Annotated in this window: 15 protein-coding genes; all 15 read left to right on the forward strand. The window is 58.0% G+C overall.

The genetic code is table 11. From position 1 onward, the window contains the following. The first annotated feature begins 52 nt into the window (after nt 1-52). The 15 genes from pyrH (at nt 53) to IB252_RS01425 (ending at nt 17,355) form a co-directional block, all read left to right on the forward strand. Complete coding sequence (gene pyrH, locus IB252_RS01355) at nt 53-796, forward strand: UMP kinase (RefSeq protein WP_003440426.1); 744 nt, start codon at nt 53-55, stop codon at nt 794-796. Beyond that, nucleotides 793-1,350 (forward strand): ribosome recycling factor, encoded by a 558-nt coding sequence (gene frr / locus IB252_RS01360; RefSeq protein ID WP_008028968.1) that lies wholly within the window; start codon nt 793-795, stop codon nt 1,348-1,350. Before pyrH ends, frr begins: the two co-directional genes overlap by 4 nt. A gap of 13 nt (nt 1,351-1,363) precedes the next feature. After that, nucleotides 1,364-2,119, forward strand: coding sequence for a polyprenyl diphosphate synthase (uppS, locus tag IB252_RS01365; protein ID WP_111451013.1), 756 nt, complete (start codon nt 1,364-1,366; stop codon nt 2,117-2,119). Next, nucleotides 2,119-2,925, forward strand: coding sequence for a phosphatidate cytidylyltransferase (locus IB252_RS01370; RefSeq protein ID WP_192406376.1), 807 nt, complete (start codon nt 2,119-2,121; stop codon nt 2,923-2,925). The genes uppS and IB252_RS01370 overlap by 1 nt, the downstream gene beginning before the upstream one ends. Next, nucleotides 2,922-4,112 carry a 1-deoxy-D-xylulose-5-phosphate reductoisomerase gene (gene ispC / locus IB252_RS01375; protein WP_192406378.1) on the forward strand — a complete coding sequence of 397 codons (1,191 nt, stop codon included), beginning with the start codon at nt 2,922-2,924 and terminating at the stop codon, nt 4,110-4,112. Before IB252_RS01370 ends, ispC begins: the two co-directional genes overlap by 4 nt. 53 nt (nt 4,113-4,165) lie before the next feature. Continuing rightward, on the forward strand, nt 4,166-5,518 hold the full coding sequence (gene rseP / locus IB252_RS01380; RefSeq protein ID WP_192406380.1) for a sigma E protease regulator RseP: 1,353 nt from the start codon (nt 4,166-4,168) through the stop codon (nt 5,516-5,518). 74 nt (nt 5,519-5,592) lie between these two features. After that, nucleotides 5,593-7,971, forward strand: coding sequence for an outer membrane protein assembly factor BamA (gene bamA, locus IB252_RS01385; protein ID WP_192406382.1), 2,379 nt, complete (start codon nt 5,593-5,595; stop codon nt 7,969-7,971). A 45-nt stretch (nt 7,972-8,016) separates the two neighbouring features. Next, nucleotides 8,017-8,520, forward strand: a complete 504-nt coding sequence (locus IB252_RS01390; RefSeq protein ID WP_008028980.1) for an OmpH family outer membrane protein — start codon at nt 8,017-8,019, stop codon at nt 8,518-8,520. A gap of 2 nt (nt 8,521-8,522) precedes the next feature. Further along, entirely contained in the window at nt 8,523-9,578 is a 1,056-nt protein-coding gene (lpxD, locus tag IB252_RS01395) for a UDP-3-O-(3-hydroxymyristoyl)glucosamine N-acyltransferase (RefSeq protein ID WP_192406384.1), read from the forward strand. Between the two features lie 107 nt (nt 9,579-9,685). Further along, a complete protein-coding gene (fabZ, locus tag IB252_RS01400) occupies nt 9,686-10,126 on the forward strand; it encodes a 3-hydroxyacyl-ACP dehydratase FabZ (protein WP_008154051.1) in 441 nt (146 codons plus the stop codon). Further along, nucleotides 10,123-10,899 carry an acyl-ACP--UDP-N-acetylglucosamine O-acyltransferase gene (gene lpxA / locus IB252_RS01405; RefSeq protein WP_033056289.1) on the forward strand — a complete coding sequence of 259 codons (777 nt, stop codon included), beginning with the start codon at nt 10,123-10,125 and terminating at the stop codon, nt 10,897-10,899. The genes fabZ and lpxA overlap by 4 nt, the downstream gene beginning before the upstream one ends. 2 nt (nt 10,900-10,901) lie before the next feature. Further along, nucleotides 10,902-12,032 (forward strand): lipid-A-disaccharide synthase, encoded by a 1,131-nt coding sequence (gene lpxB / locus IB252_RS01410; RefSeq protein ID WP_192406386.1) that lies wholly within the window; start codon nt 10,902-10,904, stop codon nt 12,030-12,032. An 11-nt stretch (nt 12,033-12,043) separates the two neighbouring features. Continuing rightward, the gene (gene rnhB / locus IB252_RS01415; protein ID WP_008154045.1) at nt 12,044-12,670 is read left to right on the forward strand and encodes a ribonuclease HII; all 627 of its coding nucleotides are present in this window, start codon (nt 12,044-12,046) and stop codon (nt 12,668-12,670) included. Between the two features lie 76 nt (nt 12,671-12,746). Then, nucleotides 12,747-16,268: a DNA polymerase III subunit alpha gene (gene dnaE / locus IB252_RS01420; RefSeq protein WP_192406388.1), complete on the forward strand. Its 3,522-nt coding sequence runs from the start codon at nt 12,747-12,749 to the stop codon at nt 16,266-16,268. Nucleotides 16,269-16,407: 139 nt separating this feature from the next. Further along, nucleotides 16,408-17,355: an acetyl-CoA carboxylase carboxyltransferase subunit alpha gene (locus tag IB252_RS01425; protein ID WP_111451005.1), complete on the forward strand. Its 948-nt coding sequence runs from the start codon at nt 16,408-16,410 to the stop codon at nt 17,353-17,355. The last annotated feature ends 24 nt before the right edge of the window (nt 17,356-17,379 follow it).

Raw genomic sequence — 17,379 nt, forward strand, 5'->3', positions numbered from 1 at the left:
CTGTAAACAGCTCGCAAAGAATTTTTAAAATACGCCGCAGGAGAGATTCGCAATGGCTCAGCAGGGCAGTGGTTATCAGGCTCGCTATAAACGCATTCTACTCAAGCTTAGCGGCGAGGCCCTGATGGGCTCGGAAGAGTTCGGGATCGATCCGAAAGTTCTGGATCGCATGGCGCTGGAAGTCGGTCAACTGGTCGGCATCGGTGTTCAGGTCGGTCTGGTGATCGGCGGCGGCAACCTGTTTCGTGGTGCAGCGCTGAGCGCGGCCGGCATGGATCGGGTTACCGGCGACCACATGGGCATGCTGGCCACTGTGATGAACGCCCTGGCCATGCGCGATGCGCTGGAACGTGCCAATATCTCGGCCATCGTGATGTCGGCCATTTCCATGGTTGGCGTAACCGATCACTATGATCGCCGCAAAGCCATGCGCCACTTGAACGCCAAGGACGTCGTGATTTTCGCGGCCGGTACCGGCAATCCGTTCTTCACCACGGATTCGGCAGCGTGCTTGCGTGCAATCGAAATCGATGCCGATGTCGTGCTCAAGGCGACCAAGGTCGATGGCGTCTACACCGCTGACCCATTCAAAGACCCGCATGCCGAGAAGTTCGATCATCTGACGTACGATGAAGTGCTGGATCGCAAGCTGGGCGTGATGGATCTGACCGCTATTTGCCTGTGCCGCGACCACAAGATGCCGTTGCGCGTATTTAACATGAACAAGCCCGGCGCCCTGCTGAATATCGTGCACGGCGGCGCTGAAGGGACCCTGATCGAGGAAGGCCAACAATGATCAACGAAATCAAGAAAGACGCTAAAGAGCGTATGCAGAAATCCGTCGAGTCGCTGATGCACAACTTCGGCCGTATTCGTACTGGCCAGGCGCATCCAAGCATTCTTGAAGGCGTGATGGTGCCGTATTACGGTTCCGACACTCCGATCAAGCAGGTGGCGAACATCACCGTCAAAGACGCCCGTACCCTGCAAGTTGTTGCCTTTGAGCGCAACATGCTCGGTGCTGTCGACAAGGCCATCGGTAGCGCGGGTCTGAACCTCAACCCGACCAACCTGGGTGAGTTGCTGCTGATCTCCATGCCGGCCCTGACCGAAGAAACCCGTAAGGGCTTCACCAAGCAGGCTCGCGATGTCGCTGAAGATGCCCGTGTTGCAGTGCGCAACATCCGTCGTGATGCGAACAGCCAGCTGAAGGATCTGGTCAAGGAAAAAGAAATCAGTGAAGACGAAGAACGTCGCGCCACTGGCGAAATTGATGATCTGACCAAAAAATACGTGGCTGAAATCGACGCGAATTTGGCGCAGAAAGAAAAAGACCTGATGGCCGTATAAGGGTCACGTTTTAATGGATAAGACAAAGCAGACTGCACCGGCCGCGGTGCCGCGCCATGTCGCGATCATCATGGATGGTAATAATCGCTGGGCGAAAAAACGCTTTATGCCGGGTGTCGCCGGGCATAAAGCGGGCGTGGATGCAGTGCGGGCGGTGATTGAGGTGTGTGCCGAGGCCAAGGTCGAAGTACTGACCCTGTTCGCGTTCTCCAGTGAGAACTGGCAGCGCCCGGCCGATGAAGTCAGTGCCTTGATGGATTTGTTCTTCAAGGCGCTGCGTCGCGAGGCCAAACGCCTCAACGACAACAACATCAGTTTGCGCATCATTGGCGACCGTTCGCGTTTTCATCCGGAGCTTCAGGCTGCCATGCGTGAGGCCGAGGCAATGACAGCGGGCACCAATCGCTTCATTCTGCAGATCGCTGCCAACTATGGCGGACAGTGGGATATCGCGCAGGCCGCACAGCGTCTGGCTCGGGAAGTCCAGGCCGGGCACCTGCGCCCGGAAGACATTACCCCGGAACTGTTGCAAACCTGTCTGGCGACTGGCGATTTGCCGTTGCCAGACTTGTGCATCCGTACCGGTGGCGAGCACCGCATCAGTAACTTCCTGCTGTGGCAACTGGCTTACGCCGAGTTGTACTTCTCCGACCTGTTCTGGCCGGACTTCAAACACGATGCCATGCGTACCGCGCTGGCCGATTTTGCTTCTCGGCAGCGCCGTTTCGGTAAAACGAGCGAGCAGGTCGAGGCTGGAGCCCGGGTTTAATGCTTAAACAACGAATCATCACTGCGCTGATCCTGCTGCCGATTGCCTTGTGCGGGTTTTTCCTGCTCGAGGGCACCGGTTTTGCGCTGTTCATCGGGCTGGTCGTGACTCTTGGTGCATGGGAGTGGGCTCGCCTGGCGGGCTTCATTGAGCAGCCGATCCGCCTTGCCTATGCGGCAGTGGTCGCGCTGATGCTGTTTGTCATGCATATCGTGCCTGGGCTCGCGCCTTGGGTGTTGGGCGCTTCGGTGCTTTGGTGGGGTGTTGCAACCTATCTGGTGCTGACGTATCCGCGCTCCAGCGAACTTTGGTCCAGCGCTGCCTGCAAGCTGATGATCGGTCTGCTGATCCTGCTGCCTGCCTGGCAAGGTCTGATTCAGATCAAACAGGAGCCTTTGGGCAACTGGCTGATCATGGCGGTGATGGTGCTGGTCTGGGGCGCTGATATCGGTGCTTATTTCTCGGGCCGGGCTTTTGGCAAGCGCAAGCTGGCGCCACAGGTCAGTCCCGGCAAAAGCTGGGAGGGCGTCTACGGCGGCCTCGTGGCGAGTCTGGTCATTACTGTCATTGTCGGTCTGGTTCGAGACTGGACAGTGGCGCAGCTGTTCAAAGGTCTGATGGGTGCAGCCATCATCGTGTTTATCTCGGTGGTAGGCGATCTCACCGAAAGCATGTTCAAGCGTCAGTCCGGGATCAAGGACAGCAGTAATCTGCTTCCGGGGCATGGCGGCGTGCTGGACCGTATCGACAGCCTGACGGCAGCGATTCCGGTGTTTGCTGTGCTCCTGTGGATGGCGGCACCGTGAGCCGCCCGCAGCAGATTACCGTCCTGGGGGCGACCGGTTCGATTGGTCTGAGCACGCTTGACGTCATCGCTCGCCATCCTGAGCGTTATCAGGTTTTCGCCTTGAGCGGTTTCACCCGTTTGAGCGAGCTGTTGGCGTTGTGCATTCGTCATACGCCGCGCTTCGCCGTGGTACCCGAGGCGGTTGCTGCCCGAGGCTTGCAGGACGACTTGCGCGCCGCAGGTCTGTCGACTCGCGTGCTGGTGGGTGAGGAAGGCCTGTGTCAGGTTGCTTCCGATCCTGAGGTCGATGCGGTCATGGCGGCTATCGTTGGCGCTGCGGGCTTGCGACCAACTCTGGCGGCGGTCGAAGCCGGCAAGAAAATTCTCCTGGCCAACAAAGAAGCATTGGTGATGTCCGGTGCGCTGTTCATGCAGGCGGTGCACAAGAGTGGTTCGGTGTTGCTGCCCATCGACAGCGAACACAATGCGATTTTCCAGTGCATGCCACAGGATTTCGCTCGTGGACTGGGTGCCGTCGGGGTGCGTCGGATTTTACTCACGGCCTCTGGTGGTCCGTTCCGACAGACACCTATGGCTGAACTGGTGCATGTTTCCCCTGAGCAAGCGTGTGCCCATCCGAACTGGTCCATGGGGCGCAAGATTTCGGTGGATTCGGCCAGCATGATGAACAAGGGGCTGGAGCTGATCGAAGCCTGCTGGCTGTTTAATGCCAAGCCGTCCCAGGTCGAAGTGGTGATTCATCCTCAAAGCGTGATTCATTCGCTGGTCGATTACATCGACGGTTCGGTATTGGCCCAGTTAGGTAACCCTGACATGCGCACGCCGATCGCCAACGCGCTGGCCTGGCCTGAGCGAATCGACTCGGGTGTTGCGCCGCTGGACCTGTTTGCAATTGCGCGGCTGGACTTTCAGGCGCCTGATGAAGAGCGATTCCCGTGTCTGCGCCTTGCGCGTCAGGCGGCCGAATCCGGCAACAGCGCGCCGGCCATGCTCAATGCAGCGAATGAAGTGGCGGTCGCGGCCTTTCTCGACGGGCGGGTTCGCTACCCGGAAATCGCGAGTATCATCGAAGAAGTATTGAATCTCGAGCCCGTGGTTGCGGTTGATGATCTCGAGGCAGTGTTCACGGCCGACGCGAAAGCGCGAGTACTGGCCGAACAATGGTTGAGTCGTCACGGGCGGTAAGTGCTGCAATGCGTTGACCCATGCGGCACTGGACAGGATTGCGGAGAAAGTAGATGAGCGCGCTCTATATGATTGTCGGCACCCTGGTGGCTTTGGGTGTGCTGGTCACCTTTCACGAATTCGGCCATTTTTGGGTCGCACGTCGCTGTGGGGTCAAAGTGCTGCGTTTCTCCGTGGGCTTCGGTATGCCGTTGCTGCGCTGGCACGACAAGAAGGGCACTGAGTTCGTCGTCGCCGCGATCCCGCTGGGCGGTTACGTGAAAATGCTCGATGAGCGCGAAGGCGAAGTGCCGGCTGATCAGCTCGATCAAACCTTCAATCGCAAATCCGTCCGCCAGCGTATCGCTATCGTATCGGCGGGTCCGATTGCCAACTTTTTATTGGCGATGATTTTTTTCTGGGTGCTCGCCATACTCGGCAGCGAGCAGGTGCGCCCGGTCATTGGTGCGGTCGAATCCGGCAGTATCGCTGCCAAGGCTGGTTTGAGCGCGGGCCAGGAAATCATTGCCATCGATGGCGAACCAACTTCCGGCTGGGCTGCGGTGAACCTGCAGTTGGTTCGTCGTCTTGGAGAGAGCGGTTCCCTGCAGTTGCTGGTCCGTGATCAGGGTTCCACAGTGGATTCGCCCCGTGAACTGATACTGGATAAATGGCTCAAGGGGGCCGATGAGCCGGATCCGATTCGTTCGCTGGGCTTGCGCCCTTGGCGTCCGGCGCTGCCACCGGTCCTGGCCGAACTTGACCCGAAAGGCCCGGCACAGGCTGCTGGCCTGAAGACCGGTGACCGACTGTTGGCTCTGGACGGCAAGTCGCTTGATGACTGGCAGCAGGTGGTGGACACGGTCCGTATGCACCCTGATACCAAAATCATGCTGCGCGTCGAGCGTGATGGTGCTCAAATCGACGTCCCTGTGACGCTGGCCGCTCGCGGCGAGAAGAAGGCACCCAGTGGTTATCTGGGGGCAGGGGTGAAGGCAGTTGATTGGCCGCCGGAGATGATCCGCGAAGTTAGTTATGGTCCTGTGGCAGCAATTGGGGAGGGTGCTCGACGCACCTGGACCATGAGCGTACTGACCCTCGATTCGCTCAAGAAAATGTTGTTCGGTGAGCTCTCGGTAAAAAACTTGAGTGGACCGATAACCATTGCTAAAGTGGCGGGCGCTTCTGCCCAGTCGGGTGTCGCTGATTTCCTGAATTTCCTTGCTTATCTGAGTATTAGCTTGGGGGTTCTGAATTTGTTGCCCATTCCTGTACTGGATGGGGGACATTTGTTGTTTTATCTGATCGAGTGGGCGCGTGGTCGCCCCTTGTCAGATCGGGTGCAGGGTTGGGGGATACAGATCGGTATCAGTTTGGTGATCGGGGTGATGTTGCTTGCTCTTGTCAATGATCTGGGTCGACTGTAACGCTTCGCTGAATTGCGAATCTGCCGCATTTTGCGGCAGTTTGTTTATTGCCAGTTGGAATAAGAAAGGACTTCATGAAACGTCTGCTGCTAACTGCGGTTCTCACCGTATTGATGATCGCCGAAGTTCACGCCGAGTCCTTCACTATCTCTGATATTCGCGTCAATGGCCTCCAGCGGGTCTCCGCGGGTAGCGTCTTTGGTGCTTTGCCGTTGAACGTCGGTGAACAGGCGGATGATCGTCGCCTGGTGGAATCCACTCGTGCGTTGTTCAAAACCGGTTTCTTTCAAGATATCCAGCTGGGCCGCGAAGGCAACGTCCTGGTCATCACTGTAGTCGAGCGCCCGTCGGTCGCCAGTATCGAGATCGAGGGTAACAAGGCGATCTCCACTGAAGACCTGATGAAAGGCCTCAAACAATCCGGTCTGGCCGAAGGCGAGATCTTCCAGCGCGCCACCCTCGAAGGTGTGCGTAACGAGCTGCAGCGTCAATACGTCGCTCAGGGTCGCTACTCGGCCACCGTCGACACCGAAGTGGTGCCGCAGCCGCGCAACCGCGTTGCGTTGAAGGTCAACATCAACGAAGGCACCGTTGCTGCTATCCAGCACATCAACGTGGTGGGTAACACCGTCTTCCCTGAAGAAGACCTGACCGACCTGTTTGAACTCAAGACCACCAACTGGCTGTCGTTCTTTAAGAACGATGACAAGTACGCTCGTGAAAAACTTTCCGGTGACCTGGAGCGTCTGCGCTCCTACTACCTGGACCGTGGCTATATCAACATGGATATCGCTTCGACCCAGGTGTCCATCACCCCGGACAAGAAGCACGTCTATATCACCGTCAACGTCAATGAAGGCGAGAAGTACACCGTCCGTGACGTCAAGCTGAGCGGTGACCTGAAAGTCCCTGAAGACCAGGTCAAGTCTCTGCTGCTGGTCCAGAAAGGCCAGGTGTTCTCGCGCAAGCTGATGACCACCACGTCCGAACTGATCACCCGCCGTCTGGGTAACGAGGGTTACACCTTCGCCAACGTCAATGGCGTGCCTCAGCCTCACGATGAAGACCACACCGTCGATATCACGTTCGCCGTCGATCCGGGCAAGCGTGCTTACGTGAACCGCATCAACTTCCGTGGCAACACCAAGTCCGAAGACGAAGTGCTGCGCCGTGAAATGCGTCAGATGGAAGGTGGCTGGGCTTCGACTTACCTGATCGACCAATCCAAGACTCGTCTAGAACGTCTGGGCTTCTTCAAGGAAGTCAACGTCGAAACACCGGCCGTGCCGGGCGTCGACGACCAGGTAGACGTGAACTACAGCGTTGAAGAACAGGCTTCCGGTTCGATTACCGCCAGCGTTGGTTTTGCCCAGAGCGCCGGTCTGATCCTCGGTGGTTCGATCACCCAGAACAACTTCCTGGGTACGGGTAACAAGGTCAGCATCGGCTTGACCCGCAGTCAGTACCAGAGCCGCTATAACTTCGGTTATGTCGACCCGTACTGGACTGCTGATGGCGTGAGCCTGGGTTACAACGCGTTTTATCGCACCACCGACTATAAAGACCTCGATGTCAACGTAGCCAGCTACGCCGTCGACAGTCTGGGTGCAGGCGTCAGCGTTGGTTACCCGATCAGCGAGACTTCGCGCCTGACCTTCGGTCTGTCTGCACAGGAAGACAAGATCAAGACTGGTCAGTACACCGTTGACGAGATTTTCGCCTTCGTTAACAAGGAAGGCGATCAGTACCTCAACTTCAAGGCATCGGCTGGTTGGTCAGAGTCCACCTTGAACAAAGGTGTACTGGCAACCCGTGGTCACTCCCAGAGCTTGACCGCGGAAGCCACGACGCCGGGCAGCGACTTGTCGTTTTTCAAGCTCGATTACCGCGGTCAATTGTTCCAGCCGCTGTCTGAAAATTACACCATGCGCCTCCACACCGAGCTGGGTTATGGCGATGGTTATGGTTCGACCGATGGCTTGCCGTTCTATGAAAACTACTATGCTGGTGGTTTCAACTCGGTACGTGGCTTCAAGGACAGCACACTGGGGCCTCGTAGTACTCCGAGCCGTGGCGTGAACCCTGGGACCACAGCCGACCCGGATCAGGATCCACTACCGTTTGGTGGTAACGTCCTGATTCAGGGTGGTGTAGAAGTTCTGTTCCCTCTGCCTTTCGTGAAAGATCAGCGTTCCTTGCGCACTTCAGTATTCTGGGACGTGGGTAATGTGTTCGATTCGACTTGCAAGCAGAGCACTAACGCCAATGGTTCGCAGTCCAACACTCAGTGTAACGATGTCAGCCTGAGCAATATGGCCAGTTCGGTAGGTGTCGGTGTGACATGGGTTACCGCCCTGGGTCCGTTGAGCTTCGCCTTGGCGATGCCAGTCAAAAAACCGGACAGCAATGCCGAGACTCAAGTGTTCCAATTCTCCCTCGGCCAGACGTTCTAAGCGTCTGACCCAAGATAACGACAATGGATTTTGTAGGAGTGCATCGTGCGTAAGTTGACTCAATTGGTTCTCCTGGCGACCGTACTGGTTGCAGGTCCGGCTTTTGCCGACATGAAAATCGCCGTGCTGAACTATCAGATGGCTCTGCTGGAATCGGATGCGGCCAAGAAGTACGCCGTTGATGCCGAGAAGAAGTTCGGCCCACAGCTGACCAAGCTCAAGACTCTGGAAAGCAGTGCCAAAGGTATCCAGGACCGTCTGATGGCTGGCGGCGACAAGATGCAGCAAGGTGAGCGTGAACGCCTGGAACTCGAGTTCAAGCAAAAGGCCCGCGACTTCCAGTTCCAGTCCAAGGAACTGAACGAAGCCAAAGCCGTTGCCGACCGTGAAATGCTGAAGCAGCTCAAGCCGAAACTGGACAGCGCTGTGGAAGAAGTCATCAAGAAAGGTGCTTTTGACCTGGTCTTCGAGCGTGGCGCAGTGATTGATGTCAAACCTCAGTACGACATCACTCGCCAGGTTATCGAGCGCATGAATCAGCTGAAGTAACCATGACAGCGACTATAAAGCTCGGCCAATTGGCCGAGTTCCTCGGCGCCACACTGCGTGGCGACCCGGAGAAAGAAATTACTGGGCTAGCCACTTTGCAAGAGGCTGGCCCAGCTCAGTTGAGCTTTCTCGCAAACCCCCAATACCGTAAATACCTGGCGGATAGCCGGGCCGCAGCGTTGTTGCTGAAGGCCGCTGATGCTGAAGGTTTTGCAGGTAATGCGCTGGTCGTGCCTGATCCGTATCTGGCCTACGCGCGGATTTCCCATCTGTTCGATCCCAAGCCAAAGGCCGCTGTCGGTATTCATCCGACAGCCGTTGTGGCAGCGGATGCAGTGGTCGATCCGGCGGCGAGCATTGGCGCCTTTGCGGTGATCGAAAGCTGCGCGCGTATTGCTGCGGGTGTGACTATTGGCGCGCACTGCTTCATCGGTGCTCGCTGCGAGATTGGCGAGGGCGGTTGGTTGGCCCCGCGAGTCACGCTGTATCACGACGTGCGCATCGGTAAGCGGGTGGTGATTCAATCCGGCGCGGTGCTCGGTGGCGAGGGGTTCGGTTTTGCCAACGAGAAAGGTGTCTGGCAGAAGATCGCCCAGATCGGTGGTGTGCTGGTCGGTGACGACGTGGAGATTGGCGTGAATACCGCTATCGATCGCGGTGCACTGGCCGATACCGTTCTGGGTAATGGTGTGAAGCTCGACAACCAGATTCAGATCGCCCACAACGTGCAGGTCGGTGATCACACCGCCATGGCAGCGTGTGTGGGAATCTCCGGCAGCACCAAAATCGGCAAGCATTGCATGCTCGCCGGTGGCGTAGGGCTGGTGGGGCATATCGAAATTTGCGACAACGTTTTCATCACCGGGATGACCATGGTGACCCATTCGATTACCGAAAAGGGTTCCTATTCTTCCGGTACAGCCATGCAACCGGCAGCCGAGTGGCGCAAAAGCGCGGCACGCATCCGTCAGCTCGATGACATCGCGCGGCGGTTGCGACAGCTGGAAAAGCGAGTAGGGGAAGTGACCCCTGACGGTAATGCTTCATCAGATGGCTGATACCATTTCCATATCAAGTGTGCACAGCCGCTAGACTGCCTCCTTGATTTGCTAGAGGGGTGCGCGTCAGTCGCGCCTCCCAATCTTTACATAGGCTTCCCCCCGAAATGATGGACATCAACGAGATTCGCGAATACCTGCCTCACCGTTACCCGTTCCTGCTGGTGGACCGGGTCGTGGATCTGGATGTGGAAGGCAAGCGCATTCGCGCCTACAAGAATGTCAGCATCAACGAACCGTTCTTCAATGGTCACTTCCCCGCGCATCCAATCATGCCGGGCGTATTGATCATCGAAGCGATGGCTCAGGCTGCCGGTATCCTTGGCTTCAAAATGCTTGACGTGAAGCCAGCCGACGGCACGCTCTACTACTTTGTTGGCTCCGACAAGCTGCGTTTTCGCCAGCCCGTCACCCCAGGCGATCAGTTGATCCTCGAAGCCCGCTTCATCAGCTGCAAGCGTCAGATCTGGAAGTTCGAGTGCCAGGCTTCGGTCGATGGCAAGCCAGTCTGCTCTGCTGAAATCATCTGCGCGGAACGCAAACTATGAGTTTGATTGACCCTCGCGCAATCATCGATCCGACGGCTATCCTGGCCGACGGCGTCGAGGTCGGCCCTTGGTCGATCATCGGTGCAGGTGTGGAAATCGGCGAGGGGACAGTGATCGGGCCGCATGTGATTCTCAAAGGCCCGACCCGAATCGGAAAGCACAACCGCATCTACCAGTTCTCTTCGGTAGGTGAGGACACGCCCGATCTGAAATACAAGGGTGAAGAAACTCGCCTGGTCATCGGTGACCACAACGTCATCCGTGAAGGCGTGACGATTCACCGTGGGACCGTTCAGGACCGTTCTGAAACAACCCTGGGTGATCACAATCTGATCATGGCTTATGCCCACATCGGCCACGACAGCGTCATCGGCAACCACTGCATCCTGGTCAACAACACCGCGTTGGCGGGCCATGTGCACGTTGAAGACTGGGCGATCCTGTCCGGTTTTACCCTGGTTCACCAGTATTGCCATATCGGCGCCCACAGCTTTTCCGGTATGGGCACCGCCATCGGCAAGGACGTCCCGGCGTACGTCACGGTGTTTGGCAACCCGGCAGAAGCCCGCAGCATGAACTTTGAAGGCATGCGCCGTCGCGGTTTCAGCGAAGATGCGATTCACGCGCTGCGGCGTGCCTACAAGGTGGTTTATCGCCAGGGCCTGACGGTCGAACAGGCACTCGCCGAACTGGCCGAGCCTTCGGATCAGTTCCCGGAAGTCGCGGTATTCCGTGATTCCATCCAGTCTTCGACCCGCGGCATCACTCGTTAATCATGGCTAATCTGCGTATCGCGCTGGTGGCGGGTGAGGCTTCCGGCGACATTCTTGGCGCGGGTCTGATGCGCGCACTCAAGGCACAGCATCCGGCAGTCGAGTTCATCGGTGTCGGTGGTCCGCTGATGCAGGCCGAAGGCCTGACCTCGTATTTCCCGATGGAACGTCTTTCGGTCATGGGCCTGGTGGAAGTGCTGGGCCGCTTGCGCGAGTTGCTGGCACGCCGCAAGAAGCTGGTTGCCGACCTGATCGCCGAGAAGCCGGACGTGTTCATCGGTATCGATGCCCCGGACTTCAACCTCAATATCGAACTCAAGCTGCGTCAGGCCGGGATCAAGACCGTGCATTACGTGAGCCCGTCGGTTTGGGCGTGGCGGCAGAAACGGGTGCTGAAGATTCGCGAAGGCTGCGATCTGATGCTGACGCTGTTCCCGTTCGAAGCGAAATTCTATGAAGAGAAGGGCGTGCCGGTGCGGTTTGTCGGGCACTCCCTGGCTGATGCGATCCCGCTTGAAGCCGATCGTGCCGCCGCGCGGGCTGAACTCGGCTTGCCCGACGGGCCGCTGGTCGCCCTGATGCCGGGCAGCCGTGGCGGTGAGGTTGGGCGTCTTGGTGCGCTGTTCCTCGATACCGCCCAGCGCTTGCGGGCCCTGCGTCCGGGCGTACGCTTCGTCATGCCATGCGCGAGCCCGCAGCGCCGGGCCCAGCTTGAAGAGCTGCTGGCCGGTCGCGATCTGCCGCTGACATTGCTCGACGGCAAATCCCATCTGGCCCTGGCGGCCTGCGACGCGGTACTGATTGCCTCCGGAACGGCGACGCTTGAAGCGTTGTTGTACAAACGGCCGATGGTGGTCGCGTACCGCTTGGCACCGCTGACATTCTGGATTCTCAAGCGGATGGTGAAGAGTCCCTACGTCTCGTTGCCGAATCTGCTGGCCCAGCGCCTGTTGGTGCCCGAGTTGTTGCAGGACGATGCGACGGTTGAAGCCCTGGCCCAGACGCTGTCGCCACTGATCGAAGGCGGTGAAGAACAGACTCGCGGCTTCGACGAAATCCATCGGACCCTTCGTCTGGATGCCTCCAACCAGGCTGCAGATGCAGTGCTGAAACTGATCGGCCAAGTACAATGAGTAAAACAAGCATGCAAATGGGGCTGGATTTCACCTTGGTCGCTGAAGTTGAAGAATTGGTTGCCGGTGTTGACGAAGTCGGTCGCGGCCCACTCTGTGGCGCCGTGGTAACGGCTGCCGTGATCCTAGATCCGAGCCGTCCGATCCTGGGTCTGAACGACTCGAAGAAGCTCACCGAAGCCCGCCGCGAAAAACTCTATGACGAAATCTGCGAAAAGGCCCTGAGCTGGTGCATCGCCCGGGCTGAAGTCGAAGAAATCGACGAGCTGAACATCTTGCACGCCACCATGCTGGCCATGCAGCGCGCCATCGAAGGTCTGCACATTCAGCCGAAACTGGCGATGATCGACGGCAACCGCTGCCCGAAACTGTCCATGCGCGCCGAAGCGGTGGTGCAGGGCGACGGCAAGGTACCGGCCATCGCTGCAGCGTCGATTCTGGCCAAGGTCAGCCGCGACCGCGAGATGGCCGCGTTCGAATTGATTTACCCGGGTTACGGCATTGGCGGCCACAAAGGCTACCCGACGCCCGTTCACCTGGAGGCGCTGGCCCGCTTGGGGCCAACGCCGATTCACCGCCGCTCGTTCGCCCCGGTTCGCCTGGCATACGAGGCGCGGGAAAACCTGATCGAGAGTTAGTCGCAAGGCTGATGTTTTTGCCAAGGCCCGGTACAATCCGGGCCTTGTTGTTTTCATGACATAACGCAGGATCACTATGCCGGCTTCATTCGTTCATCTACGCCTGCACACTGAGTACTCCCTGGTCGACGGTCTGGTGCGGATCAAACCGCTGGTCAAGACCCTGGTCGGCATGAACATGCCTGCCGTAGCGGTCACCGACCAGAACAACATGTGTTCCCTGGTCAAATTCTACAAAGCCGCCATGGGCGCCGGGATCAAGCCGATCTGTGGTGCCGACCTGTGGCTGTCGAACAAGGATCCGGATAACGCTCTGAGCCGGATCAGCCTGCTGGCGATGAACGCCGTGGGTTATCGCAACCTCACCGAACTGATCTCTCGCGGCTTCATCGACGGCCAGCGCAATGGCTCGGTCATCATCGAGCGTGAGTGGGTGGCCGAAGCCAGCGAAGGCTTGATCATGCTGTCGGCGGCCAAAGAAGGCGAGATCGGCCTGGCGATGCTCAGTGGCAACCCGGCCGAAGCGGAAAACCTGGCACGTGAATGGATGGCCGTGTTCCCGGATCGCTTCTACCTGGAAATCCAGCGCACCAACCGCCCCAACGACGAAGAACAGTTGCACGGTGCCGTGGCCCTGGCGGAAAAAATCGGTGCGCCGCTGGTCGCGACCAACGACGTGCGCTTCATCAAGCAGGAAGACTTCGCCGCCCACGAAACCCGCGTTTGCATCGGTGAGGGGCGTGCCCTCGACGATCCGCGGCGTTCGAAAAATTACAGCGATCAGCAATACCTCAAAAGCGCCGAGGAAATGGCCGAGCTGTTCAGCGACATTCCTGAAGCGCTGGAAAACACCGTCGAGATTGCCAAGCGCTGCAACATCGAAGTGAAGCTGGGCACTCACTTCCTGCCCAACTTCCCGATCCCCGATGGCATGACCATCGACGAATATTTCCGCAAGGTTTCCTTCGATGGCCTGGAGGATCGCCTCAGCGTTCTGCTGCCCAAGGACACCACCGAAGACTACGAAGCCAAGCGTCAGGTCTACGTCGACCGGTTGAACTTCGAGCTGGATATCATCATCCAGATGGGGTTCCCCGGTTACTTCCTGATCGTTATGGACTTTATCCAGTGGGCCAAGAGCAACGGCGTGCCGGTAGGCCCAGGCCGTGGATCGGGTGCCGGGTCGCTGGTGGCCTACGTGCAGAAGATCACCGACCTCGATCCGTTGGAATATGACCTGCTGTTCGAACGTTTCCTTAACCCGGAACGGGTATCGATGCCCGACTTCGACGTCGACTTCTGCATGGACGGTCGTGACCGTGTAATCGACTACGTGGCCGAAAAATACGGCCGCAACGCGGTAAGCCAAATCATCACCTTCGGTTCCATGGCGGCCAAGGCTGTGGTCCGCGACGTGGCGCGGGTACAGGGCAAGTCTTACGGCCTGGCGGATCGTCTGTCGAAGATGATTCCGTTCGAAGTCGGCATGACCCTGGAAAAGGCCTACGAACAGGAAGAAATCCTGCGTGACTTCATCAAGGTTGATGAAGAGGCCGCGGAAATCTGGGAAATGGCCCGCAAGCTTGAAGGCATTGTGCGTAACGTCGGCAAGCACGCCGGTGGTGTGGTTATTGCCCCGACCAAACTGACTGACTTCTCGCCGATTTATTGCGATGAGGCCGGTGATGGCCTGGTCACTCAGTTCGACAAGGACGACGTTGAAGCTGCTGGCCTGGTGAAGTTCGACTTCCTCGGTCTGCGGACCCTGACGGTCATCGACTGGGCGCTGAAAACCATCAACCGTGATCGCGCCAAGGTTGATGAGCCGCCGCTGGATATCGCGTTCATCCCGCTGGATGACAAGCCGACTTACCAGTTGCTGCAAAAAGCCGAAACCACCGCGGTGTTCCAGCTCGAGTCGCGCGGCATGAAAGAGCTGATCAAAAAGCTCAAGCCCGACTGCCTGGAAGACTTGATCGCATTGGTGGCCCTGTTCCGTCCGGGCCCGTTGCAATCGGGCATGGTGGACGACTTTATCAACCGTAAGCACGGTCGCGCCGAACTCGCGTACCCGCACTCGGACTACCAGTACGAAGGCCTCAAGCCGGTTCTGGCACCGACTTACGGCATCATCCTGTATCAGGAACAGGTGATGCAGATTGCTCAGGTCATGGCCGGTTACACCCTCGGCGGCGCGGACATGCTGCGTCGAGCCATGGGTAAGAAAAAACCCGAAGAAATGGCCAAGCAGCGCGGCGGTTTCATTGACGGTTGCAAGACCAACAATATCGACGCCGACCTGGCCGGTAACATTTTTGACCTGGTAGAGAAATTCGCCGGTTACGGCTTCAACAAATCCCACTCCGCCGCTTATGGCCTGGTGTCATACCAGACCGCCTGGCTGAAAACGCACTACCCGGCGCCATTCATGGCCGCGGTACTGTCGGCGGATATGCACAACACCGACAAGGTCGTGACCTTGATCGAAGAAATTCGCACCATGAAGCTGCGTCTCGACGCGCCGGATGTGAATACTTCGGAGTTCAAGTTCACGGTGAATGACGAAGGCCGGATTATTTACGGCCTCGGCGCGATCAAAGGTGTGGGCGAAGGTCCGGTGGAAGCCATCACCGAGGCGCGTCAGGAAGGTCCGTTCAAGGATCTGTTCGATTTCTGCGCCCGTGTCGACCTCAAACGTATCAACAAGCGCACCCTGGACGGTTTGATCCGCAGCGGTGCGCTGGATCGTCTGGGCCCTTACTTCCATGACGAGCAGAAAGCCTATCAGGCCAATATCGACCGCAACCGAGCGGTCTTGCTGAATGCCATGGAAGGGGCGATCAAGGCGGCCGAACAAACCGCGCGTACCCACGACAGCGGTCATGTCGACCTGTTTGGCGGTTTGTTCGTCGAAGAAGATGCCGACGTCTATGCCAATCACCGCAAAGCCAAGGAACTGACCCTCAAGGAACGCCTGAAAGGGGAGAAAGACACCCTGGGCCTGTACCTGACCGGTCACCCGATCGATGAATACGAAGGTGAGATCCGCCGTTTCGCCCGTCAGCGCATCATTGACCTGAAACCGGCCCGTGATACCCAGACCGTTGCGGGCATGATCATCGCCCTGCGGGTCATGAAGAACAAAAAGGGCGACAAGATGGGTTTTATCACCCTCGACGACCGCTCGGGCCGGATCGAAGCGTCGCTGTTCGCCGAAGCATTCCATTCGGCGCAGTCGCTGTTGCAGACCGACGCGATGGTGGTGGTCGAAGGCGAAGTCAGTAACGACGATTTCTCCGGTGGCTTGCGGCTGCGGGTCAAGCGGGTGATGAGCATGGAAGATGCACGCACCAACCTGGCCGAAAGCCTGCGCTTGAAGCTGCAGACCCAGGATTTGAAAGGCGATCAGCTACGCTGGCTGGGTGAGTTGTTCAAGCGTCACCGTGGCGCGTGCCCGATCACCATGGAGTACACCAGTCCCGATGCGAAGGCCTTGCTGCAGTTCGGCGAGACCTGGCGGATTGATCCGGCGGATGCCTTGATTCAAGCCCTGCGTGACCAGTTCGGGCGAGACAACGTCTTCCTCCAATACCGTTGACGGTCAGGTGCTATAGATGCGCCTGATCTCGACCTGAATTTTTAATCTCGACCTGAACGCGCCTCTCCCTTAAGGTAGGGCGCGAATAGACAACCGGCCGGCCCAAGCTCTCTTGGATGTCGACCCAAGACGGACGCCTATGAACCCGAATTTTCTAGATTTCGAACAGCCGATCGCCGACCTGCAAGCCAAGATCGAAGAGTTGCGCTTGGTCGGTAATGACAATTCGCTGAATATCGGCGATGAGATCTCCCGCCTGCAGGACAAAAGCAGCACGCTGACCGAAGACATCTTCGGCAAGCTGACCAGCTGGCAGATCGCGCGTCTGGCGCGTCACCCGAAACGTCCGTACACCCTGGACTATATCGAACACATCTTCACCGAGTTCGACGAGCTGCACGGCGACCGTCACTTCTCCGACGACGCTGCGATCGTGGGCGGCATTGCCCGTCTGGACGACCAGCCGGTAATGATCATCGGTCACCAGAAAGGCCGTGAAGTGCGCGAGAAAGTTCGCCGCAACTTCGGCATGCCGCGTCCGGAAGGCTACCGCAAGGCGTGCCGCCTGATGGAAATGGCCGAACGTTTCAAAATGCCGATCCTGACCTTCATCGACACCCCGGGCGCCTACCCTGGTATCGACGCTGAAGAGCGCAACCAGAGTGAAGCGATTGCCTGGAACCTGCGCGTCATGGCGCGCCTGAAAACCCCAATCATCGCCACCGTGATCGGTGAAGGTGGTTCCGGTGGTGCTTTGGCGATCGGCGTTTGTGATCAACTGAACATGCTGCAGTACTCGACTTACGCGGTGATTTCGCCGGAAGGTTGCGCCTCGATTCTGTGGAAGACCGCCGAAAAAGCGCCGGACGCAGCTGAAGCCATGGGCATCACTGCCGAGCGCCTGAAACACCTGGGTATTGTGGATAAAGTAATCGGCGAGCCTTTGGGTGGCGCACACCGTAATCCGGCTGCTGCAGCTGCATCGATCCGTGCCGAGCTGAGCTCGCAGCTGGCGATGTTGAAGAAGTTCGATAACGAAGCGCTGTTGGCTCGTCGTTACGAGCGTCTGATGAGCTACGGTCTCTGATCTGACCTCGCTTTACCTATGTGG

The organism is Pseudomonas sp. PDM10, from assembly GCF_014852295.1.
GTDB lineage: Bacteria > Pseudomonadota > Gammaproteobacteria > Pseudomonadales > Pseudomonadaceae > Aquipseudomonas.

What these genes read in the sequence shown, in the direction of transcription:
- pyrH (WP_003440426.1), top strand. Translation starts at nt 53, where the DNA reads ATGGCTCAGCAGGGCAGTGGTTATCAGGCTCGCTATAAACGCATTCTA.
- frr (WP_008028968.1), top strand. Translation starts at nt 793, where the DNA reads ATGATCAACGAAATCAAGAAAGACGCTAAAGAGCGTATGCAGAAATCC.
- uppS (WP_111451013.1), top strand. Translation starts at nt 1,364, where the DNA reads ATGGATAAGACAAAGCAGACTGCACCGGCCGCGGTGCCGCGCCATGTC.
- IB252_RS01370 (WP_192406376.1), top strand. Translation starts at nt 2,119, where the DNA reads ATGCTTAAACAACGAATCATCACTGCGCTGATCCTGCTGCCGATTGCC.
- rseP (WP_192406380.1), top strand. Translation starts at nt 4,166, where the DNA reads ATGAGCGCGCTCTATATGATTGTCGGCACCCTGGTGGCTTTGGGTGTG.
- bamA (WP_192406382.1), top strand. Translation starts at nt 5,593, where the DNA reads ATGAAACGTCTGCTGCTAACTGCGGTTCTCACCGTATTGATGATCGCC.
- lpxD (WP_192406384.1), top strand. Translation starts at nt 8,523, where the DNA reads ATGACAGCGACTATAAAGCTCGGCCAATTGGCCGAGTTCCTCGGCGCC.
- fabZ (WP_008154051.1), top strand. Translation starts at nt 9,686, where the DNA reads ATGATGGACATCAACGAGATTCGCGAATACCTGCCTCACCGTTACCCG.
- lpxA (WP_033056289.1), top strand. Translation starts at nt 10,123, where the DNA reads ATGAGTTTGATTGACCCTCGCGCAATCATCGATCCGACGGCTATCCTG.
- lpxB (WP_192406386.1), top strand. Translation starts at nt 10,902, where the DNA reads ATGGCTAATCTGCGTATCGCGCTGGTGGCGGGTGAGGCTTCCGGCGAC.
- rnhB (WP_008154045.1), top strand. Translation starts at nt 12,044, where the DNA reads ATGCAAATGGGGCTGGATTTCACCTTGGTCGCTGAAGTTGAAGAATTG.
- dnaE (WP_192406388.1), top strand. Translation starts at nt 12,747, where the DNA reads ATGCCGGCTTCATTCGTTCATCTACGCCTGCACACTGAGTACTCCCTG.
- IB252_RS01425 (WP_111451005.1), top strand. Translation starts at nt 16,408, where the DNA reads ATGAACCCGAATTTTCTAGATTTCGAACAGCCGATCGCCGACCTGCAA.